The organism is Sphingopyxis sp. YR583 (genome assembly GCF_900108295.1).
In the GTDB taxonomy this organism is placed as follows: domain Bacteria; phylum Pseudomonadota; class Alphaproteobacteria; order Sphingomonadales; family Sphingomonadaceae; genus Sphingopyxis.
Map to the genome: position 1 here is coordinate 77621 of NZ_FNWK01000002.1, position 25097 is coordinate 102717.

The window sequence follows — 25097 nt, forward strand, 5'->3', positions numbered from 1 at the left end:
TTTCCTGAATAGCGAGCATTTTGATGAGCCCAGTGGTTGAACTTTCACCGGACACTGTCGACGCCGAGAACATCGACAGCCCCGGCACGGCGAAGTCGCTGCCCGTTCTGTTCCACTATTGGAACATCGCGCGGCGGCGGTGGTGGCTTATCGTCGCGATCATCGTCGCGGCGCTGTCTGCCGGGCTGGTGATGACATTGCTCGCGAAGCCGCTCTTCACCGCGACGACGCGGATCGAAATCGGCCGTCAGCAAGCCAATGTCACCAGTTTCGAAGGCGTCCAGGCGCGCGATATGGGGCAGAATCTGGAATTCTATTCGACCCAATATGACTTGCTGAAGGCGCGCTCGCTTGCCGAGCGCGTGGTAAAGCAGATGCGCCTCGCCCGCGACCCGCAATTCGTCGAGGCTTTTGATCTCGACAATACGGGCGACGCGCTGGTTGCCAATAGCGGCTTCCGGCAGCTTTCGAGCGCGCAGCTCGAGAAGCGTGAAATCGCCGCCACGAATATTCTGTTGAGCGGGGTCAGCATCGCGCCGATCCGCGGCTCGGCACTGGTCGATATCCATTTTACCAGCCCCAGCCCGGCGCTTTCGGCTCGCATATCCAATGCCTGGGCGGAAGGATTCATCCAACAGAGCATGGATCGTCGTTTTGCGTCGACGTCCGACGCGCGAAAATTCCTCGAGACGCGTCTCGAAGGATTGCGCGCGCGATTGCAGCAGTCGGAAGGGGCGCTTGTCGATTATGCGGCGCGTCGGAAAATCGTTCGGCTTGAAGACACGCAGTCGGCCGACGGCCGCACGCGGACGACGCAGACGCTGGCGCGCGCCGACGTCGAGGCGATCAACAACGAACTTGCGAAGGCGACGGCCGATCGCGTCGCGGCAGAGTCGCGCATCGGGTCGGCTGGCCGCGGACGCAACAGCCTTGAAGCGGTCACGAACCCGGCGATCAACAGCCTGCGCGCGCGTCGCGCCGACCTGGCTTCTGAATATGCCAAGATTCTGATCCAGTTCGAACCCGAATATCCCGCCGCGCGAGCGTTGAAAGACCAGATGAGCGCCATCGATGCGAGTATCGCGAGCGAGGAGCGCCGGGTCGGGGATTCGCTCACGGCAACCTATCGGGCGGCGGCCGATCGGGAAGCGCAACTGCGCGCACGGCTCGATACCATGCTGGGCGTTCTGTCGTCGCAGGACCGCGATTCCATCCAGTATAATATCTATCAGCGCGAGGTGGACACGAACCGCCAGCTCTATGACAGCCTGCTTCAGCGCTACAAGGAAATCGGCGTTGCAGGTGTTGCGACCAACAATATCTCGGTCGTCGATGCCGCCATTGCGCCGCAGGCTCCTTCCTCGCCGCGCCTGATCCTCAATCTCGCTCTCGCGCTTTTCGGCGGCATCGGTCTCGCTGGATTGGTCGTGCTTGTCCTCGAAAACCTCGATGAAGGCATCCGCGAGCCGTCACAGCTCAGCACCGCGCTGCAGCTGCCGATCCTCGGTGTCATTCCCGACAGCGGCGATCTTACGACGATCGACCTGATTGCCGATCCCAAGTCCGAGCTCTCCGAAGCCTATATGACGGTCCGGACGAATCTGGCGCTGACGACGGATCATGGCTTGCCGCGGACCCTGTCGCTGACCTCGTCGTCGCCGGCGGAAGGCAAGTCGACATCGAGCCTGGTGCTCGCGGCGACGATCGCGCGCGTCGGCCGTTCGGTCGTTCTCGTCGACGTCGATCTTCGCAAGCCTTCGGTGTGGGACTATCTCGGCCTGCGCAACGATGGCGGCGTCAGCAACGTGCTGACGGGCCAGGGCGACTGGCGGACGTGGGTCCAGAAGACCGATCTTCCGAACCTCAGCCTGCTCGCCGCTGGCCCGACGCCCCCGAGCCCGGCCGATCTGCTGAGCGGCGACAGTCTGCGCCAACTGGTCGAGGAGCTGAGCCGCGAATATGATCATGTCATTCTCGACTCGCCCCCGCTGCTCGGCCTGGCGGACGCCGCGCTGATCGCGAATGTCGTCGAAGGCGTGATCTATGTTACCGAGGCGCAACGGACTTCCGTGCGCGCCGCGCAGCAGTCGATTGCGCGTTTGCGGCAGGCGAAGGCTCGCCTGTTCGGTGCCATTTTGACCAAGTACCGCACCGACCAGCACGGCTATGGATATGGCTATGGTTACGGCTATGGCTATGGCCGCGACGAAAACGCCGAAGGCGGAAAGAACTGATGCAACGTCGTCGACGCTCCCCCGCCAAATGGGCGAAGGAGCAACTGCTCGGAATCCGGATCAGCCGCGGTTTCGTCGGCGCCGCTGTGGTCGCCGCGCCGATCGCGCTGTTTTCCTTTTTTGCCGTTGCCGCCAATAGCGGCATTGCAATTCCGCTTTTCCGGGCGGCGGGACCGTCTCTCTATCCCGATTTCGACATTCTCGATAAGCGCGATGCTGCGATCGTCGGAAAGAAGATCACGCCGGCCAAAGCGCGCGAGCACGTTGCGGAAAGCCGCGCGCTGCTCGTCTCTGCGCCCCTGTCGTCGACGGTCGTGCGCTCGATCGCGCTCGGCCGCGACGCGTTGGGAGACAAACAGGGTGCGGCCCGATCGATGGCGATCGCCAGTCGATTGTCGCGTCGCGATGGCCTCACGCAAATGTGGCTCGCAAATGCAGCGCTTCGAAAGGAGGATGCCCAGGAAGGTTTCCGTCATTTCGACACGTTCCTGCGAACCTATTCGCCAGCGGAAACACAGGTTGCGATCGAGCAGATGGTTGGCGCTCTTCGTTTTCGTGAAGCGCGGGTGGAACTGGCGCCATATGTCAGCGCTAGCAATCCCTGGTATGAGCGTTTTATCGGTGTCGCCGCCGGGCGGGCACCAAAGGCGGCCGATGTCGCGGACTTGCTGCTTCGCGCCAAGTCGATCCCCGACAATCCCTATTTGCGCGGATATTATGCGACGCTGTTCGAGCGTCTGATCAACGAAAAGGCCTATGCCGAGGCGCTTCGCCTGTATCCGCGCCTACCCGGTGCGAAACCCGGCGTGCTTCGCGCCGTTGCCGCCACGCCCGAGACCCTGTCGGTCGGCTATGCGCCCGCGATCTGGAGCTTTGCGGACGACGTCGATCGGGGGGGCGCGCCACGAGAAACGAACAATGGCATCGGCCTGGAGTTTTATGCTCAAGCGGACACGATCGGCATATCCGGTCAAAAGCTGATACAATTTCCGGCAACTGGGAAACCGCAGACGTTTTACTGGACAGTTGCGGAGCAGGAAACCAATTCCGGATCGAGCGCGCGTTGGAAGCTGAATTGCCTTGGGCCGAAGCAACCTGCCGAGATTCAGTCGGTCAATCTGATGACGGTGCAACCGGAATCGCGGCTGCGTATGGCCGTGCCCGCAGGTTGTGAGATCGCGGTCCTGCGTATGGAAATGGCGGGCGGCGTCGGCAACAATATGGCGCGGATCGTCGTCGATCGCTTGCGCACGGAAACGGATGGCGATTCGCCAGTGAAAGCCCGCACGGCCCGGTGATGCTGAAGCGGCTGATCGATCTGACGGCGTCGGCTGCGGCGTTGCTGATCCTGTCGCCGCTGATCGGGATGGTGGCGCTGCTGATCCGCATGAAGCTCGGATCGCCCGTGCTGTTTCGGCAAATGCGGCCGGGCAAAGACGGTAAACCGTTCGCCATGATGAAATTTCGCAGCATGACCGATGGCCGCGATGCCATGGGGGAGTTACTTCCCGATAGCGAGCGGTTGACGCGGTTCGGGCGCTGGTTGCGTAGCTCGAGTGTCGACGAACTGCCGGGGCTTTGGAATATCGTGCGCGGCGATATGAGCCTGGTCGGACCGCGGCCGCTTTTGATGGATTATTTGCCGCTCTATTCTGCGGAACAGGCGCGGCGTCATGACGTCAAGCCCGGTCTGACCGGTTGGGCGCAGGTCAACGGTCGGAACGCGCTGAACTGGGATCAGAAATTCGCGCTCGACACCTGGTATGTCGACAACCAGTCATTGTTTCTGGATATCAGGATCATCGCGATGACGGTCGGAAAAGTCCTGCGTCGCAGCGATATATCCGCCGCTGGCGAGGCGACGATGCCCCGGTTCACCGGAACCGAAGCATCGCCCCCCAAAGAGATATAGTCCGCGTCCCGGGGGACGATCAGAAACTATATTCTTCGTTGTCGACGTAAATGAGCCGTGGGTCGGCGGTCGGAGCTTCGCTATCCTCAAGTATATTGTGCACCACTCTGGCGATCGTGGGCGCCGCTAGGGGCACAAATTCCAGCTTGCAGTAGGTGAAGGTGTTTGCGGTGATCACATGCGCCGATGCGAATTCGACGACCGTCCGCCCGAAAGCCGGATAATTGTCATGGCCGCGGATGCCGTTTCCGCTGATGATCGTGTTGTAGCTCAGGCTTTGAATCGCGCGCGCGATGCGGCCGCCTTCGCTGCTTATGACATTGTTGACGATCGAGCCGCGATAACGGCTGGGCCAGGTACGATGAACGGCCTGGGTTATAAAGCCGCCGGCTTTTACGATGGTCAGATTACCCTCGATCGTGAAGTCCGAGAAATCGTCGGTTCCAAAGCCGTAACCGCCGGTTTCGCCGGAAGCGACCGTCAGCACGCACCCGGTAATGTCGCCTTTCGAACCGCCGCATAGCTCGGCTGCATCATGGTCGGCGGTCGCAAAGCTGCTGTTGCGCAGGTGGACATCGTCCCCCCACAGATACACGCCGAGCCCCTCGACCCGGCCGACGTTCACATTGTCGATCCAGATGTCGCTGTTGCGCACCGATCCCGTCGTTCGGGTCTTGATCCCGCAAATCTCCAGCCAATCGCTGCCGGTGCCGACGAGATTGTTGACGCGGTTGGGATCGATCGTGAAATCGCGGAATTGCAGCGAGGTCAGGCCGTCGCCGATCGTGCGAATGACGTTGCAGAACTGGCCGTCGTTCAGATGGATCACGGCCGCGCGGCTTTGGCCACGTAATGTCGAGTGGCTCTGCGTCACCAGAATCGCGCCGGTCACACCAACCGGCAGACCAGGGCTCGCTGCAACTTGATAATTGCCATCATAGAGAAACACCGAGCCGCCAGTGGCGAGGGCTTCGTTGATTTCGATCTGATCGTCGACCCCATCGCAAACCATATCGGCGAATGCCTTGTTCGCGGGAAGCGAGTCCACAGCCGCGATCGAGATCGTGCGCGGGAATGCGACGGTGCCGGAGGTCATATTGCGAAGTTCACTGGCGGATGGCGCCAGTTCGAACGTCGCGACGCGAAGCAGCCGGCTGTTCAACTGATTTACGCCGTCCCAGGTCGCGCCAAGGTGGAGATCGGTGATCGCGATCGGATCGCCACCGGACGCGCCGCCATATTCGACACCGTCCTGACAGAACAGCCATTCGCCGTCCTTCCACGCTACCGCAATGCGCACCTTGTCGCCCGGCGCAGAGGTCGCGAGCGAAACGGAAGCAAAGGCGTTTCCACCGATGACGACCGAGACGTCGATCATGCCGCCGGTCGTGCACGCAACGGTAATCCGGTTGGTTCCGGTTGCGTCGGCCCAGTCTGCGATAGTTTGCGATGCGGTGCTCGCCGGACCGATCAGCGCTTCGACAAACAGGCCGCCGTGATCGGGAGAGGGGATGCGGGCGAACAGAACTTCATCCTTCGCCCGGGATACTACGGCGTCGCTGGTCGGGATGTAGGATAGACGCTCTCCGAGGTTCAACTGCCCGCCCCAAAGCTGGACCGTCGCGTTCGGCGATGCGCCGAAGGCTCCGCCTCGCAAAGCGATCTGGAATGCGCCGCTGGAAGCGCCCGCTATCTCCTGGCGCCCGACGCGCTGCCATTCACCGGTGACCTCGACGACCAGATAGCCGCCAGCCGCAACATGCCGGATCAGCAATGTGCAGGGCGTTTCCGAGCGAACCCATATATCCCCGGAATAGGCGGCGTTAGGCGTGAGATCCGTAACAGCCTGCGACAGCTGGCTGATATCGCTTCCGCTGTTGTTGCCGTTCAAATCGAAAACCACCTGCGCCGCCATGGATGTTCCGTCGGGAGCCAGGGCTGCATCGGGGGTCACGACGGGGGCGAGCGCGCCGCCGAAAGCCGACGCGGTCCAGGGGGACTGATCCAACTGCGCCGAACGGAGCAGGAGGTTCGTTGCGGAGCGTTCAACGAGCAGGCCGAGGTCGGTGAGGCGAGGCATGTCGGGCGCGAAGGATTCCACGCTGCCGGTGCGATTTTGCGCCGTGCCAGACGTTGGGCGCTCGACCGCAATTGCGTCATTGTCGGCAAGCGAGGCAAAGTTCGTCAGGCCGTCGCGGAAATATCCATTCGCGAACAGAAATTCGGCGCCATAGACGGCGAAGGCGATCGCCTCGTCGGATCCGCTTATGCCATAGCGAACCGCGCGGAAGCGCAGCGGGCTGGCGGCAACGCGTATCGCCTGGTCGAAGAGATCGCGCACCGCGATTTCGCCTTCGATATCGGGCGATCCCGGGACGCGCGCGGTTACCAATGCGTTCTGGATAGACTTACCGGAAATGGGGGTCTCGCTCATATGTTCCTCCTTCGGGGCGGCGAACAGTTTCGCCGATGGGATACAGCTTCATGGTCCCGGACCACGACTGGCCCGGGCTGCGATCAGTCCACGAATGCTGAACGAAGCTCTAAGAACATAGATTGAATGTAGGAAAGCGATTTTTACCTATTTGGTAAATATTTCATTCTCCGTTTTTCCGGGAGTTATGCGATGACGGTCAGTTTGCCTTGTCGTTGCGCACCACATCGGACAGGCAGTTTTCGAGTTCGCGTGCCAAGTTGTTCCGGCTGAATCTGCCATGTGCAAGAGCCTTAGTGCGCTGGGCCGCCCCCGCGAGCCACGCACTATCGCGTGCATGGTGTAGCAAGGTTTCGGCCGCCGCGTCGGGGTCGTCGGGGCTCATCGAGCCGCCGATGTCATGTTCTATGGCGATATGGCATTGCCAACCAGCATGGTTGGAAAAAACCGGCTTTCCCGCAGACAAGGAGTCGAAGAACTTGTTCTGAACGGCATCCTTCCACAGGATGGGCGGCCCGGAGAACATGGCGAGGCAGATCGAGGCGCGCTGAATCCAGCCGGCGAGAATCCTTTTCGGGACCGCCGGGACCAGCTTCAGGTTGTGATCCAGTACCCCGAGGTTCGCCGCATGCTGGGCAATCGCGTCGCGGTCTGCACCGGCACCGATGATCGCAAAACGCACCTCGGGATCGCGTTTCAGCATCGCCGCGGCGACATCGGCGAGGTAGCCGACCTTGTTTGCCTTGCCCAAGGTTCCGGCGAAGATGATGAGCGGACGGTCGCCAAGCCATTCGGCATAGTCCGCGAGCGCATCGACGGGCGGGGGCGCTCCGAAAATGTCGTTGTCGCAGCCATTGGGAATGATCGTGATCCGATCGCGCGGATAATCGGTGCTGGCAACCTCGTCACCCATACCCGGCGCCAGCGCCACGACGCGAGCCGCGCGGTGGTAAGCCTCATGCTCGAGGCGAAGGGCCAGCCAGCGAAGGATCGGATTGTTGAGGGCCCCCAGTGCGATCGGAACCGCGGGCCAGACGTCGCGGACTTCGAACACATAGGGTTTCTTCAGGCGCCAGGACGCATAGATCGCGGGGATCGCGATCGTCAGCGGGGTGCTCGTCGCGAAAATCACGTCGGCGTCGTGAAAGGATGCGGCGCGGCGCGAAGCGGCGATGGCAAAACCGAAAAAGGCCTTGATCCGGTCCAGCCAGCCCATGCTGTTGTTGTAGGGCTGGTTCTTCCAATGAACGCGAATGCCTGCTTCTTCGGTGACGCGCCAGTCGGGCCCGCCCGCGACCGGTTGCTGATCGCTGGTGATCATGTCGACCCGATGTCCGGCAGCGACGAGGCGGCGCGCCATTTCATAGGACCGCGTGCCGCCCGGTTGGTCGGGGGTGAAGAAATATTGATGCAGATAGACGATGTGCATATGGGCGTTACGGCTGGAATGCGCGCACCGCCGCAATGACCTGATCGACGTCCGCATCGGAGAGATGCTCGCCCATGGGAAGGCTAAGCAACGTCGGCGCGAACTCCGAAGCCAGCGTGGGTGTGTTGTCGCTGCGCAGATAATCATAGGCGGCGAGATCGGGAAGGGCGATCGGATAGTGGACGCCGGAGTCGATCCCTTGCTGTTTCAGCCAGCCTTGCAGCGCATCGCGATGCGCGGTTCGAACGACGAAGAGATGGAAAGCGTGGCGGACATTCTGCTTGATCGAGGGCAGCGTGAGCCCGTCGGTGCCGGCCAGTCCCGACAGGTAGCGCTGGCCGATGGCATTGCGGCGGTCGATCCAGCTCTGAAGATGGGGCAGTTTGGCGCGAAGGATTGCGGCCTGCAGCCCGTCGAGGCGGCTGTTGCGTCCCTCGAATTGGTGGTCATACTTGTCGATGCGGCCGTGATTGGCGATCATCCGCGACCTGCGGGCGAGGTCGGCATCGTTGGTCAGGATCGCGCCGCCATCGCCATAGGCGCCCAAATTCTTGCCCGGATAGAAGCTGAATGTGCCGATATGGCCAACAGCGCCGATGCGCCGGCCGTCTATTTCGGCGCCATGTGCCTGCGCGCAGTCTTCGATCACTTTGAGATTGTGACGGCCTGCGAGTTCCATCAGGCCCGTCATGTCGCAGGGGTGGCCGTAAAGATGGACGGCGATGATCGCCCCGGTTTTCGGTGTAATGCGGCGTTCGGCGTCGGCGAGATCGATCGTATAGCTGATCGCGTCGGCCTCACAGAAGACAACGCGGTGGCCTGCGCGGGTCACGGCCTCGGAACTGGCGATGAAGCTGTTCGCGGGGACGAGGATTTCGGAGTTCGCGGGCAGATCGAGCGCCTCGATCGCGATCTCGATCGCGTCGGTGCCATTGGCGACGCCGATACAATGCTCGGCCTCCTGAAAGGCGGCGAATTCGCTTTCGAAGGATTTGAGATCGGGGCCGCCGATGAAGGCGGCATTGCCGATCACGCGGGCAATGGCGGCATCGACGTCGACCTTGATCGATTCATATTGGGCGACCAGGTCCAGAAACTTCACCACCGTCAGAGATTCCTTATCTTGCGTGCGGGATTGCCCGCGTAAATTCCGGGTTCGTCGATATCGCGCGTGACCACCGATCCGGCACCGACGACGACATTGTCACAAATGGTTACGGGCAAGATCGTCGCGTTCGACCCGATCGACACCTTGTTTCCGATCCGTGTCGAACGCCATAGCGCGCGATCGCCCATTGCCGGGCCGCCGGTCTGGAAAAGGTCGTTGATGAACATCACGCCATGCGCGACGACGCAATCGTCGCCGATCGTCACCAGTTCGCACACAAAGCTGTGCGACTGAATCTTGCATCGCCGCCCGATCGACACATCCTTCTGGATTTCGACGAACGGTCCGATGAAACTATGGTCGCCGATCGTGCAACCATAGATGTTGGCGGGTTCGACCACCTTGACGCCTTCGCCGAACTGGACATCCCTTATACCGCTTTGCAGCAAAATGGGATCAGCCATCGGCGCGGCCGAGCTTGGCCATGCGCGGGTTGAAGCGCAGGTCCACGGTCTTGCCGGTCTCGATCGATTCATAGATCGCCGAAATCAGTTCGAGACTGCGACGCCCGGTCAGGCCGTCGACCAGTTGCGGGCCACCCTTGTTGATCACGTCGACGACATGCTCGTAATAGGCCTGATGGCCGAAACCATAGACGTTCGGCGGATTGACCGAATAATTTTGGATCACGGCGTCATCCTCGGCCTCGGGGTCGACGAAGTTCCAGGTTTCGAGCTTGTTCACCGCGAAGCCACCGATAACCACCGTGCCGCCTTCGCCGAGGATCGAGATCGATCCCTCGAGATCCGTGGGCCGCGTCGCCCCCGTCGCCTCGATGACGCCAAGCGCGCCATTGGCGAATTGCAGCACGACGGCGGCGGTGTCTTCGGCCTCGATGTCGACCAGCCGTGTCGCACTCATTGCCGACACACGCACAACATCGCCCATCATCCATTCGAGAAGGTCAACGTGGTGGCTTGCCTGGTTCGTCAGGACGCCGCCGTCCTGCGCCCAGGTGCCCCGCCAGCTGTCCTGATCATAATAGGCTTGCGGACGGCACCAGCGGACGCGGACGGTGCCCATGACAAGCTTGCCGAACCGGCCTTTTTCAAGCGCTTCGCGCAGCTTGGCGACAGGAACGTTAAAACGGTTCTGTTTGACTACGAACAGGCGAACGCCCGCCTTGTCGCATGCCGCGATCATCGCGTCGGCGTCCGACAGCGTGAGGGCCATTGGCTTTTCGACAACGACATGCGCACCATATCGTGCAAGTTCGATCGTGTGGCGTGCGTGGTTGCCGCTTTCGGTCAGGATCGTGACGACGGCGGGTTTGATCTCCTGCATCATCTTGTGCATGTCGGTGTACCAGGGCACGCCGAACTGCTTGCCGATCTTCTCGGCCTTTTCGGGAACAATGTCGCAGACGGCAGCCAGGCGCGCACCCCCGATGACGCCGTTCCCGAGCAATTCGCTGTGCCGCTTGGCGATTCGACCGCAACCGACAATGCAAAAGTCCAACATCGATATCCTTCCCGGGTATTTCGAACCCGCCGTGATTTTGGGAATAGCGTCCGGCGCAGCTATGCGTCCGCCGGAAAGGGGGCGCCGCCGTGGGTCAGGTACACACCGTGAGATTCAAGGGCGATTCCATGGATTCCGGTCACTTTGGCTCCTTCGCGTCCGCATAAAGCCCCTTGAGATTAAATCAATAGCTTGTAGAGGCCGGGCCAAGGGGAAGCGGCCAAGGGTGGCCCTTGTCAGGCGCATGCAAATGCGGTGTCGGGCAAGTTGACGAAATAGGATTCCCTGTGGAACAGAAAAGCGCGATGGACGGGAATGCGGATGAGATGACGGCAAATCATGTCGGCATCATCGACTATGGGATTTGCAATGTCGGATCGGTCCGCAACATGCTGCGCCGATCGGGAATTCTGGCTACCTGCATCTCTTCGCCGGACGATCTGGAGCGCTTCGACCGGATCATCCTGCCGGGTGTCGGACATTTTCGCGCCGGGATGACCAATCTCGAAAAAGGTGGCTGGATCGAGCCGATCCGCCATGTCGCGCTGACGGAGCGCAAACCCGTCCTCGGCATCTGCCTTGGCATGCAGCTTCTGGCGCATCATAGCGAAGAAGGCGATTGCGAGGGGCTGGGCTTGCTCGACATGGAAGTCCGGCATTTCGACCGGACCCGGCTCGACGCAGCCCTGCCGGTTCCGCACATGGGCTGGTCCGAAGTCGACGCCGACAAGTCGCATCCCCTGACGCAGAGCGAACAGGCGGAAAACCAGCGCTTCTATTTTGTGCACAGCCTGCACGTCGTCCCGCGTAGCGACGCGGTTCAGCCGCTGTTCTGGTGCAATTACGGCTATCCGTTCGTTGCCGGTTGCGCGCGCGACAATGTGATGGGCGTGCAGTTTCATCCGGAAAAAAGCCATATGTTCGGCGTCGAATTGCTGACCAATTTCGCGAGGATCTGATGCGCCGGCTTCGATTTATTCCCGTGCTGCTGCTCGACGGCACAAGCGCCGTCAAAACGCACCGGTTCCAGCCCGCGCGCTATATCGGCGACATCGTCAACGCCGCGCAGATCTTCAACAGCAAGATGGCCGACGAATTGATCGTCGTCGATATCGGCGCCCATCGCGGCAATGCGTCCCGGCCCGACGTCATTCGCCATCTTGCCGAGGAATGTTTCATGCCGCTCGCTTTCGGCGGCGGGATCGAGAGCGTCGAGCAGGCGGCGGGGCTTTTCAAGGACGGGATCGAGAAGATCTCGATCAATACCGCATTCGTCGAAGGCGGCGGGCTCGTCGAGGAGGCCGCAAAGCAGTTCGGTAGCCAGAGTGTCGTGGTGTCGATCGATGCGAAGCGCGAAGCTGATGGCAGTTACCAGGTCTACAGCCGGGGTGGCACGCGCGCGTTGGGCGTTACGCCGGTCGAGATGGCGCGCCGCGCCACCGATCAGGGCGCGGGCGAGATCATCATCCAGTCGATCGATCGCGACGGGTTGCGGTGCGGTTATGACAGCGAGCTGATCCGGTCGATCGTGCAGGCGACGACGCTTCCGGTCGTGGCGCTCGGCGGCGCCAATACGGTCGATGACCTTGCACAAGTCATTCTGAACGACGGCGCCTCTGCAGCCGCAGCGGGATCGATGTTCGCCTTTTACGGACGGTTGCAGGCGGTGCTGATCAACTATCCTCGCCCCGAGGAGCGCGCTGCCGCGGTCGCCACTGCACGAGCAACTTCTGAGGCGACGACTGTCGCATGACCTCCGCTTATCAGATGTGCACCCGGACGGTCATGGACACGACCGATCCGGAAATCCAGTTCGACGAAAATGGCGTATCCAGTCACTATTGGCATGCGCAGGATCTGATCGCGCGCCTCGTCAAGCCGGGCCTTACGGGGGAGGGCGAACTTCGCGCGCTCGCCGACCAGATTCGCGCAGAGGGCAGGGACAAGCCCTATGACTGCGTCATGGGGGTCAGCGGAGGGGTCGATTCCAGCTATGTCGGCGTCATGGCGCGCGACCTCGGACTCCGGCCGCTCGCGGTTCATCTGGATAACGGCTGGAATACGGACACTGCGGTGTCGAACATTCATTCGCTGCTCGAAAAGCTCGATATCGACCTGTACACCCATGTGGTGAACTGGGATCAGTTTCGCGATCTGCAGCGCTCGGTCTTTCTGTCGTCCCTGCCGAATATCGAGGCGGTGACCGATCATGCGATCAAGGCGCTTTTGCTGCAGACCGCGGAAATATTCGGCGTCCGTTATGTTCTGAGCGGATCAAATGCCAATACCGAAGCGATCCTGCCGGGGGCCTGGGGCTATAATGCCGACGATTCCCGGATCATCCTTGCGGCGAAAAAGAAGTTCGGCGATCGCCGCATCGGCATCGACACCTATCCGCACATGAGTTTCATCGACTATGTGCGCTATATTTATGTCAAGAAAATCCGGATCGTCCCGCTGCTTAATTATGGCGACTTCAACAAGGCGCGGGCGCTGGAAATCATGAAGCAGCGCATCGGCTATGTTCCCTATGCGCGCAAACATGGCGAGAGCCGCTTCACGCGCTTTTTCCAGGAATATTATCTGCCGGAGAAATATGGGTTCGACAAACGCAAGGCGCATCTGTCGAGCCTGATCGCATCGGAGCAGATGACGCGCGACGCAGCGCTGGCCGAATTGGAGAAGCCGCTCTACGATCCGATCTCCAAGATGATCGATATCGAATATTGCACGCGCAAGCTGGGTTTTTCGGAGGAGGAATGGAAGCGGGTGATGGAAATGCCAATTGCCTATCCGCGCGACTTTCCGAACAATGAAAGGCTTATAAAAGCGTCCGTTCGCGTCCGTCATTCCCTCCAAAGGACTCTCGCTGCAATTCGCGGCCGCTTCTGATGACAGGCGAAAGCACCTTGCCGCGAAATATCGCTATTTATGGCACGGGTGGATGCGGGCGTGCTTTGGCCCACTCACTCATCCAAGCGTCCAATATATGGGCTAAGAACACCGGCACAAAGATGCAGGTCGTCTTCGTCGACGATGATCCCGGCGCGATCGCGCCATTGCCGGTTGTTCCATTTGAATGTCTTGGCATAGGCGATCGTTTTGTTATCGGCGTAGCTGACGGACATACACGTAGGCGCCTAGAAAAAAAATGTCTGGAGGCAGGATTGTCCGCCTTTGATTTTCGAGCACCAAGTGCCGAAATCGGCCTTGGAAATTCGATCGGCACGGGGGTCGTTTTGATGTCGAATGCAATGATAACCACCAACGTTCGAATTGGGCGTCAGTTTCAGTGCAATATTTATAGTTACGTAGAACATGATTGCGTAATTGGGGATTTCGTGACCTTTGCTCCCCGCGTTAGTTGTAATGGCAATGTGCATATAGGCGACTATGCCTATGTTGGAGCGGGCGCTGTTATCAAACAAGGCGCCCCCGGCCGTCCGCTGACGATCGGGCAAGGCGCAGTCGTGGGTATGGGCGCCGTCGTTACGAAAGACGTCGCGCCGGGTGCCATCGTCGTCGGCAATCCGGCGCGCGTCATGGAGCAGCAATAACTTCCCGGAAATTATCCGTTTTCCGCGACCAGCTTTTTCAGCGCATTTTGCGTCGCCCGGAACCTTGCTTGATCGACCGCCGGGACGCCCATCACGGTTTCGCCATCGCCGACGGGTTTTACAACCAGCGCACCGAAACCGACGGTCGCGTCGACCCCGATGTCGACCTTGTTCAGCACCATTGCGCCCGGTGCGAGCCAGGCGCGATCGCCAATCTTGCAACTGCCGGCCACCATGGAAAGCGCAATGACCGCAGCATCTTCACCGATCTGGACATTGTGCGCGATGTGGCAAAGATTGTCGATCTTGGCCCCCCGTTTGATGACTGTGTCGGTCAGTGCTGCCCGATCGATGCAGGTGTTCGATCCGATTTCGGCATCGTCTTCGATAATCACGCCGCCGATGTGGGGAAAGCTTTCCAGTGCACCGCTCTGGTTGCGTTCATAGCCGAAGCCGGCGGCCCCGATGACGACCCCGCCATGAATGGTGACGTTGGCGCCGATCCGCGTCGGGCAATAGATGGCGACATTGGGGTAGAGGATCGATCCCGCGCCGATCACCACTTCAGGGCCGATGTAGCAATGCGCGCCAACCGACGCACTTGGGTCGATGCGGGCACCGGTCTCGACCACGGCACTCGGATGCACTCCGGCGCCCGGGCGCGCCGGTGGGAAGAACCGCTGCAGCGCACGAATGAACGCGAGGCGGGGATTTGTCACTTCGACGAGCGTCACGCCCTCGGGCGGGGATGCCGCTTCGTCGGCAATCGCCGAGCAGAGGATGACTGCTCCCGGTGCCTTCGCGATGGCGTCCGTCAGCGCGTCACCCGTTGCACGCGCGAAGGTCAGCTGGTCGGTGGCAACGCGATCAAGCGCCGCTGCGCCGGTAATGATGCGATCGGGCGTCCCGCGAACGCCGACCACGAGTTCACCGAGGCTGGCGAGAATTTCCGACAATTGCACCGTCATGGGGCTCTCCAAAATCAAAGGATGGCGCGGATGAGTTCATAGCATTCGGCGTAGGTAGCGCCGCACTGCATCCCGCGGACCCGCGCCAGTGACCGGATCGCGTCGGGATCGGTATAGATGCTGCCTTGCTGCGTCTGATAGCATTGGATCGCCGCAATCTTGCGTTCGAGCTGGCTGTCGGTGAGGCGGACGAGAAAATCGTGCCGCATGACCCGGCAATTCCAAGGAAGCTCATAGCCCAAAATCGTCGAATATTTGAACGCGCGGATGGCCTCGATCGTCAGCGTGGAATGATCCTGGTGAATGTCGTCGCGGCTCGCCGTCATCACCAGCTGCGGATTGATTTTCTGCCGCAGGCGGATGAGTTCGTCGAGCAGTTCCTGGCGGACGCGCGGGAATTCGCGCACCGGAAAGTCGAAGCCGCCGCAATGGGCGGGATCGAGGCCCAGCGTCCGCCGGCTTGCTTCGCATTCCTCGATCAACAGTTCAGGCGGGTGGCCGCGCGCGATGGTGCTGATTGCACAGTCAGAGAAATAATAGTGATGCACGTCGACGCCCGCATCGCGCAAACGGCATATCAGTCCGGCGCAGCCCATCTCGTCATCGGGGTGTGCGCCGAGCACAAGCGCGGTTTTGATCGAAAAATCCCCAAGATTCTGAAGTTCCATGCGCGTTCCTATCTTTACGATCGGGTGAGGTCTTTGATGATATTTATGTAGAGGGCACGATCGTCCTCCCAGCGCGGTATCGGCCGCGCCGCGGCACAGACTCTGGCGACTTCTGCCTTGTCGATCGTCCGGACGAGATTTTCGACATCTGCGACATTCTGATCAACGATCCAGCCGCCGCCATGAGTGCGCACGAAATTGGCCATCTCCAGCATGTTCGCGACGATCACTGGCAGGCCTGCGTGGCGCGATTCGAACAGTTTGTTCGGCAATGAATAGCGATAGCTGAGCGAAACATCCTCGCCGAGACTGAGGCCCACATCGGCCGATGCGATGAAACCGATGACTTCGGCGGAGGGGACGGGGGAAAGGACGTGGATGTTCGGGTTGGCGGCAGCCACGCCGTGTAGCCATGTTTCCATAGAGCCATCGCCCAGCAATACCAGATGACGATCCGGCGGGCAGCGCTGAAACGCCTCGACAAGGATCGGAATGCCGCGTCCATGCGTCAGTTTGCCGAGATAGACGAAGATCATGTCGGTCTCGGCCAGACCCAATCTGCTCCGAATGCCGTCGACCCGAGTGCCATTTTCCTGCGGCGTCTCGGGCATGTTGCGGATCAGGTAGGGCTTTGCGATGCGATAATGCTCGGCGTACCAGTCTGCGATGGTCGCGCTGACGACGATAACCGCATCGGCCATGCGCACGAACCGCCGTTCGCCGACGCGCGCGATGCGCTTCAGCCCGTTCGACCAGCCGGTTCGTTCGCTTTCCAGTTCGTGCGCGTCATAGACGAGCTTCGCTTTCCCGATGATCCGCGCCGCCAGGATGCCGGCGGGCATGGCCGCGAGACTATGCGCCTGGACGACCGACGGGCGGGCGCGTGCCGTTTCGCGTGCGGCACGCAGGGTCCAGAGCGGCCAGCGCATCAGGCGGGCGATCTTGCCGCCGCCGCTCGACCATTTGGGCGGCCGGATCCGGCGAAAGGTGACGCGGTCGGCCATGACCTCTTCGTCCGCAAATGCGCCCTCTTGATACCCGATCCCGATCGCCTCGCTGGCCAGCCCTTCTTCGACCGCCGCTTTCGCGGCGCGCAGCAGCCGGCTTTCATGCGCCATGTTGCTGTAATAGATATGGACAATGGGGGCTGTCGGGGTCACGCGTCGCCACCTTTCTTTCCGAAGAGTTCGCCTTTTGCGAACTTGCGTACCAGTGCCGTCGCGCGGTTGTTGTTGTGATCGAACAGCCAGCCATTGTTGGGATAATTTGTCGCGTGAACCGCCGGAGCGGCCACTACGGCGCGCCATTCGGCTTCCGAGAAACCGAGCTTGCGCGAGCAATATTCGATATCGATCATCTTTTCGACCGGGTCGTACATGTCGCGGTCGAGTTCCGCCATCGCCGCTTCGCGCGTAATCGTGTCCGATGCGATCATGCTCGAAAAATGGGCCCGGCGCTTGTCGAAGCCGAATTTTTCCGGGAGGTAATATTCCTGGAAAAAGCGGGTGAAGCGGCTCTCGCCATGTTTGCGGGCATAGGCGTTGTAGCCGAACCGTTGCTGCATCACCTTGACCGCCTGCGCCTTGTTATATCCGCCATAGTTGAGAACCGGAACGAAGCGGATTTTCCGGCGAAGGATATAGTCGAGAAAGCGCAATGGGTTCAGATGCGGATAGGTTGCAATGCCGACGTCGGGGTTGCCGAAGCGGCGTTTGATCGCCTTGATCGAACGCCAGTCGCGATTGTCGTGCCCCCAGCTGCGCGGCAGGATCGATTCGGTCTCGACATTCGATCCCGAGAGCAGGAAGCGAACGCCATGTTCGGCCGCCTTGTGATACAGAAGCGCGGTGATCGCATGATCGGTCGCGACCTCGATATTTGGAACCGAGGCGAGAAAGAGCGACCGCTGGATGTCCTTGAACTCTTCCCAATCGATGACATGCGTAAAGAGATCGATATCGAGTTCGCGCAGCAACAGTTCGATGTTCGACACGGCCGTGTCGGTGTTCCAGCCGTTGTCGAGATGCACGGCGAGCGGCCGCAGACCCAGTTCCTTTGCGCGGATCGCCACAAAACTGCTGTCCGCACCGCCGCTGACGCCCATGATGCAGTCATAGGGCTTGCCTGCGCCTTCGGCACGGATCGTTGCGGCGATATCCTCGATGCGGCGCGATCCGTCGTCGCCGGGGAAATATTCCTTGGCGAGGCGCATGCGCGCGTTGTGAAAATGGTTCGATACGCCGGCGGCGTCGAAAGAAATCGCCGGATCCGACGTATCCATCACAGTGCGGGTGCAGATTTGATAGGGGCGGGCCATCCGCTGAAATTTCCGTATTTTATCGAGCGAAACGGCTGTTGCCGCCGCTGATCCGCCATTGGACGAATCCGTCGACGAGGTAAACGGTGGCGTTCGCAAAAGCGACGCCAACGACGAAATAGGCGGCGGGGAGTTTCCACACCGCACAAACGGCTATCACCGCCGCCATCAGGCTGACGCGGAAATATTCCCAGATGCTGATATAGCGTACCGCGCCGACGATGAGCGCGCCCTTGTCGAGCGGCGAAAGGACGAACTGGAGCGCGGCCGCGACCGCGAGAGACTGGGCATAAAAGCCCGAGACGCGCCAGGTTTCTCCAAAGACCAGCGCAAAGGCTTCGGGGGCGATCAGGACGACGACCGCAAGGGGGGCGACCACCAATGCGGCGAGCGATAACATCGTGCGGACGAACAGCGACCGGAACTCGCGTTGCCGCCGCCATGCTTCGGTCGCGTTTTGCCGATAGACGTCGCCCACCGCGTTGGCGATCAGCGAGGTGGGCAGCGCGATGATCCTTTGCGCCATCATGAAAAATCCGGCTTCGCGCGGACCATATAGCGCGGCGATCGCGATCGTCGGACTTTCGATCGCGGCCTTGTCCGCGACGTGGGCCGCGAGAAGATATTTCGGGTGATGGGCATAGCGACGCGCGACGGCGACGATGTCGTGCCGCCATGCCCGTAAGGACCGGCGGCGTACCTGCCGCAGAAAATCCCGAAAGATCGTCGCGGTGGTCACCAGTTGAGCTACGAAATGGCCGAGCATCAACCCGGCGGGGCCGGACATCGTCGCCCCCATCCCGAGCTGGCCGCCAGCGAGCAGCGTCGATTGCATGACGCGGTTTCGGCTCATCACGCCATAGCGGCCCTGCCGGTTGAGCCAGTAGGTCAGCGAGACATAGCTCGCCATCAGGATCGTCGCGGGTGCGACGAGCCACAACCAGGGGAGCATCGCCGGGGCATCGACGCCGTGTGCCATCCACTCGCCGGCGAAGAAGACAAGGACCATGAACAGCAGGGCGGTGACGACGGACAGGCCCATCGACAACAGGGTCAGCGCGACACCTTTGTCGCGGTTGGCGGGCAGCATGATCGCGAGGTCATATCGGCCGGTCGCCACCACCGCGAGGAACATCGTCAGCGAAAAATAGACCGCGAAAATCCCCAGTTCCGCGGGCGTGTACAGCCGCGTCAGCAAGGGGCTGATCAGTACGGGAATGGCCTGTGCGATCAGGGTGCCGCCCATCATGATGGCGACGTTACGAACGAAAAGGCTGCGCTTTGCCTGCGCGAAGAGCGATGACAGCCGCGACACGCGCGTCAGGCCTTCTGGAAACGCTCGACCGTTTCGACGATATGATCGATTTCCGCGTCGCTCAGATAGGGGTGCATCGGGAGGCTCAATACGCGGCGCGCGGCGCTTTCGGCGTGCGGCACCGGCGCGGGAAGGCGGCAAAGGTCGCGATAGGCCGGCTGATGGTGCAGCGGCACCGGGTAGTGGATCGCGGTCGGCACGCCGGCTTCATTCAGATGTTTCGCCAGCGCGTCGCGCTCGTCGGTCAAAATGGTAAGCTGCGCCCATACGCAATCGTCGCCCTGTCGGAGGAGCGGCAAGTCTATTCCCGGGATATCGCGCAGGCGCGCCCGGTACTTGTCCCCGATCGCGACGCGGGCGCGGACTTCCTCTTCGAACGTGTCCATTTTCGCGAGCAGGATTGCGGCCTGAATCGTGTCGAGCCGTCCGCCGACGCCGATGCGGGTATGATAATATCGGCGTTCCTGGCCGTGAACGCGGATCTCCCGCATGGCCGTCGCCAGTTTGGCATCGCGCGTGAAGATCGCGCCACCGTCGCCGTAACAGCCGAGCGGCTTCGAGGGAAAGAAGCTGGTGCAGCCGATCGTCGACACACCGCAGCTCTTGTCGCCGCTGAAGGTGGCGCCAAAGCTCTGCGCGGCGTCCTCGATGACCGGAATATTACCATGGCGGGCTGCAATCTCGTTGATCGCAGCCATGTCGGCACATTGGCCATAGAGAGCGACGGGCATGATGGCCCGCGTGCGGTCGGTAATTGCCGCCTCGATCAGCGCCGGGTCGACGTTGCAGCTCGCGTCGATGTCGACAAGGACCGGCGTCGCGCCCAGCAACGCGATGACTTCGGCCGTTGCGATGAACGTGAAGGGGGTCGTGATGACTTCGTCGCCCGGACCGATGTCGAGCGCCATCAGCGCAATCAGCAAAGCCTCGGTTCCCGAGGCGACGCCGATGCAATGTTCGACGCCGACATAGTCCGCCAGTCGCGTCTCGAGCTGAGCGATCTCCGGACCCATGATATATTGACCATGGTCGAGAACGCGATGGATCGCCGCATCGACCTCGGGCTTCAGCTGCTCATATTGCCGGGCAAGGTCGATGAAACGAATGGGGGGCTGCGCGTTCATTGAGGCGTACATCCATCTTGATCGATCTGATATTCAGATGCGCAGGCGCCGCACGTCACATCGCCTTCGCCCTCCAGCCGGACGCCGCAACGGCACATCCAGCCGATACGTCGCGCGGGTACGCCTGCAACCAGCGCATGCGCGGGAACGTCGCGCGATACGACTGCGCCGGCGCCGACAAAGGCATAGGGCGCGATCGTCACGCCGCAGACAATGGTGCAATTGGCGCCCAGCGTGGCACCGCGCCCCACCAGCGTGCGCCGGTATTCATTCTTGCGTTCGACCGCCGCGCGGGGGTTGTGCACATTGGTGAACACCATGCTCGGACCACAGAATACGTCGTCTTCCAGCGTCACCGCATCATAGACCGAGACATTGTTCTGGATCTTCACATTGTTGCCGATGAGAACGTCGTTGCCGACGAAGACATTCTGGCCCAGCGAGCAATTGGCGCCGATCTGCGCACCGGCGCAAACATGGACCCAGTGCCAGATCCGCGTGCCATCGCCGATGCGTGCCCCGGCGTCGACAATGGCGGTTTCGTGGATGGTCATGGCCGCTCGCGTCAATAGTGAAGCGGCAGGGCCACGCGGCGGCCCTCGCGCGCCGAAAGATAGGATGCGATGAGCACCTCGAGCGAGCGCAGGCCCTCACGCCCGTCGGTTTCCGGTTCGGCTTCGCCGCGGAGAACCGAAATCAGATTGTCGTAATAGAGCGGATGGCCGAACCCATAGACGGAGGTCGTTTCATATGATGCCGATTTGACCTGGTCGTCGATCGGGTCGGGAGTTTCGAACTCCCAATGCTGGATTTCATTGACCGCGACGCCGCCGACGCGGACGCTGCCTTTTTCGCCAAGGATCGTGATGCTGCCTTCGAGGTTTCTCGGATAGGTCAGCATGGTGACGTTCATCGATCCGAGCGCGCCCGAGCGCCAGCGGACATTGACGACGGCGCTGTCCTCGACCTCGATGTTGCGCGCGAGCGTTGCGGTGTAGGCGTGGAGGCTTTCGATCGGGCCAATAAGCCAGTCGAGCAGATCGACATAATGGCTGGCCTGATTCATCATCGCGCCGCCATCGAATTCCCACGTGCCGCGCCAGTCGGCACTGTCGTAATAGTCCTGCGGCCGGGTCCAGAAGACGTTGATGTTGACCATATAGATGCGGCCAAACCGGCCGCGGCTGACCGCGTCCTTCAACAGTTGCAATGTCGCGTTGCGGCGGTTCTGTTTGACCACGAACAGGCGGACGCCGGCTTCGTCACAGCCGCGCACCATTCGCAGGCCGTCTTCCCAGCGCGTTGCCATCGGCTTTTCGGTGACGACATGAAAGCCAGCCTGCGCGGCTTCGATCGCCTGGCGGGAATGGAGGCCACTCGGCGTCGTCAGAATGACGGCATCGGCATCGGTCGATTGCAGCATCGCGGTGAACGAGTCATGCCCGCGCGCGCCGGTTTTCGCGACCGCCTGTGCGAGCGCCGCCGGATCGATGTCGCAGACATCGACGACTTCGGCGCGATCGCTGTGGCTTTCGATGGCGCCGAAATGATTGTTCGCAATGCGGCCGCAGCCGGCGAGGGCGAAGCGGACAGGGCGGTCGACAACGGGGGGGCGTCGAAAGAGCATCGTTATGCCTTTATGATATTGGGGCGCGGAGTGCGGTAGCGTCCGCGGGTGTCGACGATCAGCGGCGAGTTGTTCGCGATCAGATCGTAATCGAAGCCGTCATGGTCGGTCGCCAGCAACACGACATCGGCGGCGGCCAAGGTCGCAGCGTCCAGCGTCACGCTCGCCAGGTCGAAATGTCGGTGATCGCGCATCTTCGGAAAGACCGGAACATGCGGGTCGTGATAGGTCACGACCGCACCCATGTCCTCAAGGCGCTCCATCAGGACGACAGACGGGGATTCGCGCATGTCGCCGACATTCTTCTTATATGCGATTCCGAGTACGAGAACGCGCGAACCGCGGATCGTCTTGCCAGCATCGTTCAAGGCCGTTGCAAGCTTGCCGATGACATAGTCGGGCATCGACGAATTGATTTCACCCGCCAGTTCGATGAAGCGGGCGTTCACCCCGAACTCTCGCGCTTTCCAGCTGAGATAGAAGGGGTCGATCGGGATGCAGTGACCGCCAAGGCCGGGGCCGGGCTGGTACGGAACGAAGCCAAAGGGCTTTGTCGCCGCCGCGCCGATCACCTCGTGAATGTCGATGCCCATCTTGTCGGCAACAACCTTCATCTCGTTGACGAGGCCGATGTTGACGGCGCGATGGATGTTCTCGAGCAGCTTGGTCATCTCCGCCGCACGCGTCGAGCTTACTGGCACGACCGTGTCGATGATCCGGCCATAGAGGGCGAGGCCGGCCTGCTGCGACGCTTCCGTATCGCCGCCCACGACCTTCGGGATCGTGCGGGTGGTGAAGTTCGGATTGCCCGGATCTTCGCGTTCGGGCGAAAATACGAGGAAATAATCTTCGCCCACCGCGAAACCGCGAGCCGCGATCCGCGGCAACAGCTCTTCGTCGGTGGTACCGGGATAGGTGGTGCTTTCAAGCGCCATCAACTGTCCCTCGCGGATATGGGGAAGCAAAGCCTCGACCGTATCCAGCACGTAAGACAGGTCGGGCTCGCGGTGCCTTCCCAGCGGAGTCGGGACGCAGATGAGCAACGCGTCGCATTCGGAGGCGCGCGAGAAGTCGGTGGTCGCCTGCAGGCCCGCTGCCCGCGCGGCCTCGATCTGCGACGAGGGTATATGGTCGATATACGAGCGGCCTGTCTCAAGGGCGACGACCTTGGACTCGTCGATATCGAACCCGATGGTCGGAAAGCCGACTTCGCTGAAGCGCAAGATAAGCGGCAGACCGACATAGCCCAAGCCCACAATCCCGACGACGGCGTCGGTATCCGCCACACGCTTCAGAAAATTTTCAAGAATCACAACAACTCCCGCGTCATGCGATCGGTAAATATCGAGCGTCGACAGGACTGGCTACACGGCAATATGCGTCGCTGTGCAGCCGTTCCTGCGGCGCGCTGCGCACCTATCGCCGGACCTGTGCAAATGCAAATCATGAAAGGGTCACAGCGGCGCTTCGCTCGCTCGCTGCGGGCGATAGGGATGGCGCGACACAAGCAGGACGAGGACGAGAAATATCAGCAAGCCGTGGTTGAGGAAGGCGGTGATCAGGTCCGTGTCGCGGAAGATGGTATGAAAGAGCATCGCGAAATAAGTGCACATGATTGCCGGGCTGCGTTCATTGTCGCAAAAGTTGAGATAGGAGAGGATCAATCCGGTCATCAGCGAATAGGCGAAGACGCCGATCATGCCAGCATTTGCGTAACCGCTGCCGATGATGCCCGTGTTCGCCGATAGGGTAAAGTCGCCGAACATGAAGCCGCCGATTACATAGGACGGCCCGATGCTGTAAGGCGGCTGCATGAAACCAAGCGTGATTTTGGAATTGCTCCAATAATACATCGGATTGCCGGAAAAAAAGTCGACATAATAGCCGTTGAGGAGCGCGGGCGTGAAGATCGTCCGCCGCAGCAGCAGGTCGCCGACGAAATTGCTCTCCAGAATGCCCCGGCCCATCAATGCATTCTCGATATAAAAGAGAACCGCGAAGCCTACGAACCCGGCCGCCCAGATCATCATGTAATTGTACCGGAATCGGAAGGAGTAGAAGGTTATGATCAGGAAGAGGAAAGAGAAGAGAATGGCCTTGTGTGAAGAAAGCGCGAAAAGAAAAACCGCGCCGACGGCATAGCCGGCGACGAGAATGATGCGCTTGTCACGCAGCGCCAGCGCGACGCCGACGGGCAGCATCGATGCGGTTGCGGTCGATCGTGCATATTCGAATATGACCGGCAAGGATTCCCGAGCCTGGTCGCGGAATTCATATACCTCGACGAGTGAGAAGTTCAGAAACTGCGTGCCGCTGATGAACAGGATGATGAAGATCAGTGCGAAGATCGCGAGCAGAATCCATAACGAATAATCGATCGATGCCTGGGGCACCGGCCTGATCTTCATGTTGGCCGGGTAGGAGGCGACGACGGCGATGACGACCGACGAGGCGAAGGTGAGGTGGAATACCGAAAGCGGCACCGCTCCGTTCCACGCGCATACGCCGGTCGGAATCAGGATGAAGAGAATGTTCAGGGTCAGGACGAACGACGCGATCCGGTTTCGCGTGAGCAGAGTGAAAGGGGCCAGCGCGATGGCGATAGGAATGGCGATCCTGTCGATATCGACGGGCACCTTCGTGAAACCCAAATAGTAGTAATAGTTGAACAGGATTACATCGTAGAGGTAATTGTACAGAATAAAGCAAAGCAGCGACACGGCCGAAAAGACCGCAGCATTGCGCGACGATATGGACATCCCCGGCGCTGTCGTTGCGCTTTTAGGGATCGCTTGGCCTTTGACTTCCATGATTATTTTACGCGCGCTTTCGATTTGGATCGGACTTGCTAAGCGTCTTCGACTTACCTAGATCACCGCCCGC

The 25097-nt window shown here is 60.8% G+C and carries 22 protein-coding genes; 7 read left to right on the forward strand and 15 right to left on the reverse strand.

Going from position 1 to position 25097, the window contains the following annotated elements; translation table 11 throughout:
- Positions 1 to 23 precede the first annotated feature (23 nt).
- The 3 genes from BLW56_RS12370 to BLW56_RS12380 all read left to right on the forward strand — a co-directional run bounded on the left by BLW56_RS12370 (position 24) and on the right by BLW56_RS12380 (position 4146).
- Entirely contained in the window at positions 24 to 2234 is a 2211-nt protein-coding gene (locus tag BLW56_RS12370; protein WP_093511018.1) for a GumC family protein, read from the forward strand.
- A gap of 86 nt (positions 2235 to 2320) precedes the next feature.
- A complete protein-coding gene (locus BLW56_RS12375) occupies positions 2321 to 3532 on the forward strand; it encodes a hypothetical protein (RefSeq protein WP_143043455.1) in 1212 nt (403 codons plus the stop codon).
- Positions 3532 to 4146, forward strand: a complete 615-nt coding sequence (locus BLW56_RS12380; protein WP_093511020.1) for a sugar transferase — start codon at positions 3532 to 3534, stop codon at positions 4144 to 4146. The genes BLW56_RS12375 and BLW56_RS12380 overlap by 1 nt, the downstream gene beginning before the upstream one ends.
- A 19-nt stretch (positions 4147 to 4165) precedes the next feature.
- Here the strand turns inward: BLW56_RS12380 and BLW56_RS12385 are convergent, their stop codons facing one another.
- The 5 genes from BLW56_RS12385 to BLW56_RS12405 all read right to left on the reverse strand — a co-directional run bounded on the left by BLW56_RS12385 (position 4166) and on the right by BLW56_RS12405 (position 10638).
- On the reverse strand, positions 4166 to 6580 hold the full coding sequence (locus tag BLW56_RS12385; RefSeq protein WP_143043456.1) for a phage head spike fiber domain-containing protein: 2415 nt from the start codon (positions 6578 to 6580) through the stop codon (positions 4166 to 4168).
- A gap of 199 nt (positions 6581 to 6779) precedes the next feature.
- A complete protein-coding gene (locus BLW56_RS12390; RefSeq protein ID WP_177175960.1) occupies positions 6780 to 8009 on the reverse strand; it encodes a glycosyltransferase family 4 protein in 1230 nt (409 codons plus the stop codon).
- Positions 8010 to 8016: 7 nt separating this feature from the next.
- Complete coding sequence (locus tag BLW56_RS12395) at positions 8017 to 9114, reverse strand: DegT/DnrJ/EryC1/StrS family aminotransferase (protein ID WP_093511023.1); 1098 nt, start codon at positions 9112 to 9114, stop codon at positions 8017 to 8019.
- Positions 9115 to 9116: 2 nt separating this feature from the next.
- Positions 9117 to 9581, reverse strand: a complete 465-nt coding sequence (locus BLW56_RS21005) for an acyltransferase (protein ID WP_093511024.1) — start codon at positions 9579 to 9581, stop codon at positions 9117 to 9119.
- The gene (locus tag BLW56_RS12405) at positions 9574 to 10638 is read right to left on the reverse strand and encodes a Gfo/Idh/MocA family protein (protein ID WP_093511025.1); all 1065 of its coding nucleotides are present in this window, start codon (positions 10636 to 10638) and stop codon (positions 9574 to 9576) included. Before BLW56_RS12405 ends, BLW56_RS21005 begins: the two co-directional genes overlap by 8 nt.
- 326 nt (positions 10639 to 10964) lie before the next feature.
- On the opposite strand from BLW56_RS12405, the gene hisH reads away from it, so the two are divergent.
- Genes hisH through BLW56_RS21010 form a run of 4 tightly spaced genes read left to right on the forward strand, consistent with a single transcriptional unit; the run spans position 10965 to position 14195 of the window.
- Positions 10965 to 11597, forward strand: coding sequence for an imidazole glycerol phosphate synthase subunit HisH (hisH, locus tag BLW56_RS12410; RefSeq protein WP_177175961.1), 633 nt, complete (start codon positions 10965 to 10967; stop codon positions 11595 to 11597).
- Complete coding sequence (locus tag BLW56_RS12415) at positions 11597 to 12391, forward strand: HisA/HisF-related TIM barrel protein (protein WP_093511027.1); 795 nt, start codon at positions 11597 to 11599, stop codon at positions 12389 to 12391. Before hisH ends, BLW56_RS12415 begins: the two co-directional genes overlap by 1 nt.
- Positions 12388 to 13530 (forward strand): N-acetyl sugar amidotransferase, encoded by a 1143-nt coding sequence (locus BLW56_RS12420; RefSeq protein WP_093511028.1) that lies wholly within the window; start codon positions 12388 to 12390, stop codon positions 13528 to 13530. Before BLW56_RS12415 ends, BLW56_RS12420 begins: the two co-directional genes overlap by 4 nt.
- Entirely contained in the window at positions 13530 to 14195 is a 666-nt protein-coding gene (locus BLW56_RS21010) for an acetyltransferase (protein WP_177175962.1), read from the forward strand. Before BLW56_RS12420 ends, BLW56_RS21010 begins: the two co-directional genes overlap by 1 nt.
- Before the next feature lie 11 nt (positions 14196 to 14206).
- Here the strand turns inward: BLW56_RS21010 and BLW56_RS12430 are convergent, their stop codons facing one another.
- The 10 genes from BLW56_RS12430 to BLW56_RS12475 all read right to left on the reverse strand — a co-directional run bounded on the left by BLW56_RS12430 (position 14207) and on the right by BLW56_RS12475 (position 24973).
- Positions 14207 to 15163 (reverse strand): UDP-3-O-(3-hydroxymyristoyl)glucosamine N-acyltransferase, encoded by a 957-nt coding sequence (locus BLW56_RS12430; RefSeq protein ID WP_093511029.1) that lies wholly within the window; start codon positions 15161 to 15163, stop codon positions 14207 to 14209.
- Positions 15164 to 15177: 14 nt separating this feature from the next.
- Entirely contained in the window at positions 15178 to 15831 is a 654-nt protein-coding gene (locus BLW56_RS12435; RefSeq protein WP_093511030.1) for a PIG-L deacetylase family protein, read from the reverse strand.
- 14 nt (positions 15832 to 15845) lie between these two features.
- Positions 15846 to 16991, reverse strand: a complete 1146-nt coding sequence (locus BLW56_RS12440; protein WP_143043457.1) for a glycosyltransferase — start codon at positions 16989 to 16991, stop codon at positions 15846 to 15848.
- Positions 16988 to 18148, reverse strand: coding sequence for an N-acetyl sugar amidotransferase (locus BLW56_RS12445; RefSeq protein ID WP_093511032.1), 1161 nt, complete (start codon positions 18146 to 18148; stop codon positions 16988 to 16990). The genes BLW56_RS12440 and BLW56_RS12445 overlap by 4 nt, the downstream gene beginning before the upstream one ends.
- A 19-nt stretch (positions 18149 to 18167) precedes the next feature.
- The gene (locus BLW56_RS12450; protein WP_093511033.1) at positions 18168 to 19463 is read right to left on the reverse strand and encodes a lipopolysaccharide biosynthesis protein; all 1296 of its coding nucleotides are present in this window, start codon (positions 19461 to 19463) and stop codon (positions 18168 to 18170) included.
- 5 nt (positions 19464 to 19468) lie between these two features.
- A complete protein-coding gene (locus tag BLW56_RS12455; protein WP_093511034.1) occupies positions 19469 to 20587 on the reverse strand; it encodes a DegT/DnrJ/EryC1/StrS family aminotransferase in 1119 nt (372 codons plus the stop codon).
- Positions 20584 to 21141 (reverse strand): acyltransferase, encoded by a 558-nt coding sequence (locus BLW56_RS12460; protein WP_093511035.1) that lies wholly within the window; start codon positions 21139 to 21141, stop codon positions 20584 to 20586. Before BLW56_RS12460 ends, BLW56_RS12455 begins: the two co-directional genes overlap by 4 nt.
- 11 nt (positions 21142 to 21152) lie before the next feature.
- Positions 21153 to 22214 (reverse strand): Gfo/Idh/MocA family protein, encoded by a 1062-nt coding sequence (locus BLW56_RS12465; protein ID WP_093511036.1) that lies wholly within the window; start codon positions 22212 to 22214, stop codon positions 21153 to 21155.
- 2 nt (positions 22215 to 22216) lie between these two features.
- Complete coding sequence (locus tag BLW56_RS12470; protein WP_218140519.1) at positions 22217 to 23527, reverse strand: nucleotide sugar dehydrogenase; 1311 nt, start codon at positions 23525 to 23527, stop codon at positions 22217 to 22219.
- Between the two features lie 141 nt (positions 23528 to 23668).
- A complete protein-coding gene (locus tag BLW56_RS12475) occupies positions 23669 to 24973 on the reverse strand; it encodes a hypothetical protein (RefSeq protein ID WP_143043458.1) in 1305 nt (434 codons plus the stop codon).
- Between the last annotated feature and the right edge of the window lie 124 nt (positions 24974 to 25097).

Bases quoted from the DNA above. Each gene is read 5' to 3' on its own strand.
- BLW56_RS12370 (WP_093511018.1), top strand. From the start codon at position 24: ATGAGCCCAGTGGTTGAACTTTCACCGGACACTGTCGACGCCGAGAAC.
- BLW56_RS12455 (WP_093511034.1), bottom strand. From the start codon at position 20,587: ATGAACGCGCAGCCCCCCATTCGTTTCATCGACCTTGCCCGGCAATAT.
- BLW56_RS12415 (WP_093511027.1), top strand. From the start codon at position 11,597: ATGCGCCGGCTTCGATTTATTCCCGTGCTGCTGCTCGACGGCACAAGC.
- BLW56_RS12385 (WP_143043456.1), bottom strand. From the start codon at position 6,580: ATGAGCGAGACCCCCATTTCCGGTAAGTCTATCCAGAACGCATTGGTA.
- BLW56_RS12445 (WP_093511032.1), bottom strand. From the start codon at position 18,148: ATGGCCCGCCCCTATCAAATCTGCACCCGCACTGTGATGGATACGTCG.
- hisH (WP_177175961.1), top strand. From the start codon at position 10,965: ATGACGGCAAATCATGTCGGCATCATCGACTATGGGATTTGCAATGTC.
- BLW56_RS21005 (WP_093511024.1), bottom strand. From the start codon at position 9,581: ATGGCTGATCCCATTTTGCTGCAAAGCGGTATAAGGGATGTCCAGTTC.
- BLW56_RS12420 (WP_093511028.1), top strand. From the start codon at position 12,388: ATGACCTCCGCTTATCAGATGTGCACCCGGACGGTCATGGACACGACC.
- BLW56_RS12435 (WP_093511030.1), bottom strand. From the start codon at position 15,831: ATGGAACTTCAGAATCTTGGGGATTTTTCGATCAAAACCGCGCTTGTG.
- BLW56_RS12475 (WP_143043458.1), bottom strand. From the start codon at position 24,973: ATGTCCATATCGTCGCGCAATGCTGCGGTCTTTTCGGCCGTGTCGCTG.
- BLW56_RS12465 (WP_093511036.1), bottom strand. From the start codon at position 22,214: ATGCTCTTTCGACGCCCCCCCGTTGTCGACCGCCCTGTCCGCTTCGCC.
- BLW56_RS12405 (WP_093511025.1), bottom strand. From the start codon at position 10,638: ATGTTGGACTTTTGCATTGTCGGTTGCGGTCGAATCGCCAAGCGGCAC.
- BLW56_RS12460 (WP_093511035.1), bottom strand. From the start codon at position 21,141: ATGACCATCCACGAAACCGCCATTGTCGACGCCGGGGCACGCATCGGC.
- BLW56_RS12380 (WP_093511020.1), top strand. From the start codon at position 3,532: ATGCTGAAGCGGCTGATCGATCTGACGGCGTCGGCTGCGGCGTTGCTG.
- BLW56_RS12390 (WP_177175960.1), bottom strand. From the start codon at position 8,009: ATGCACATCGTCTATCTGCATCAATATTTCTTCACCCCCGACCAACCG.
- BLW56_RS21010 (WP_177175962.1), top strand. From the start codon at position 13,530: ATGACAGGCGAAAGCACCTTGCCGCGAAATATCGCTATTTATGGCACG.
- BLW56_RS12430 (WP_093511029.1), bottom strand. From the start codon at position 15,163: ATGACGGTGCAATTGTCGGAAATTCTCGCCAGCCTCGGTGAACTCGTG.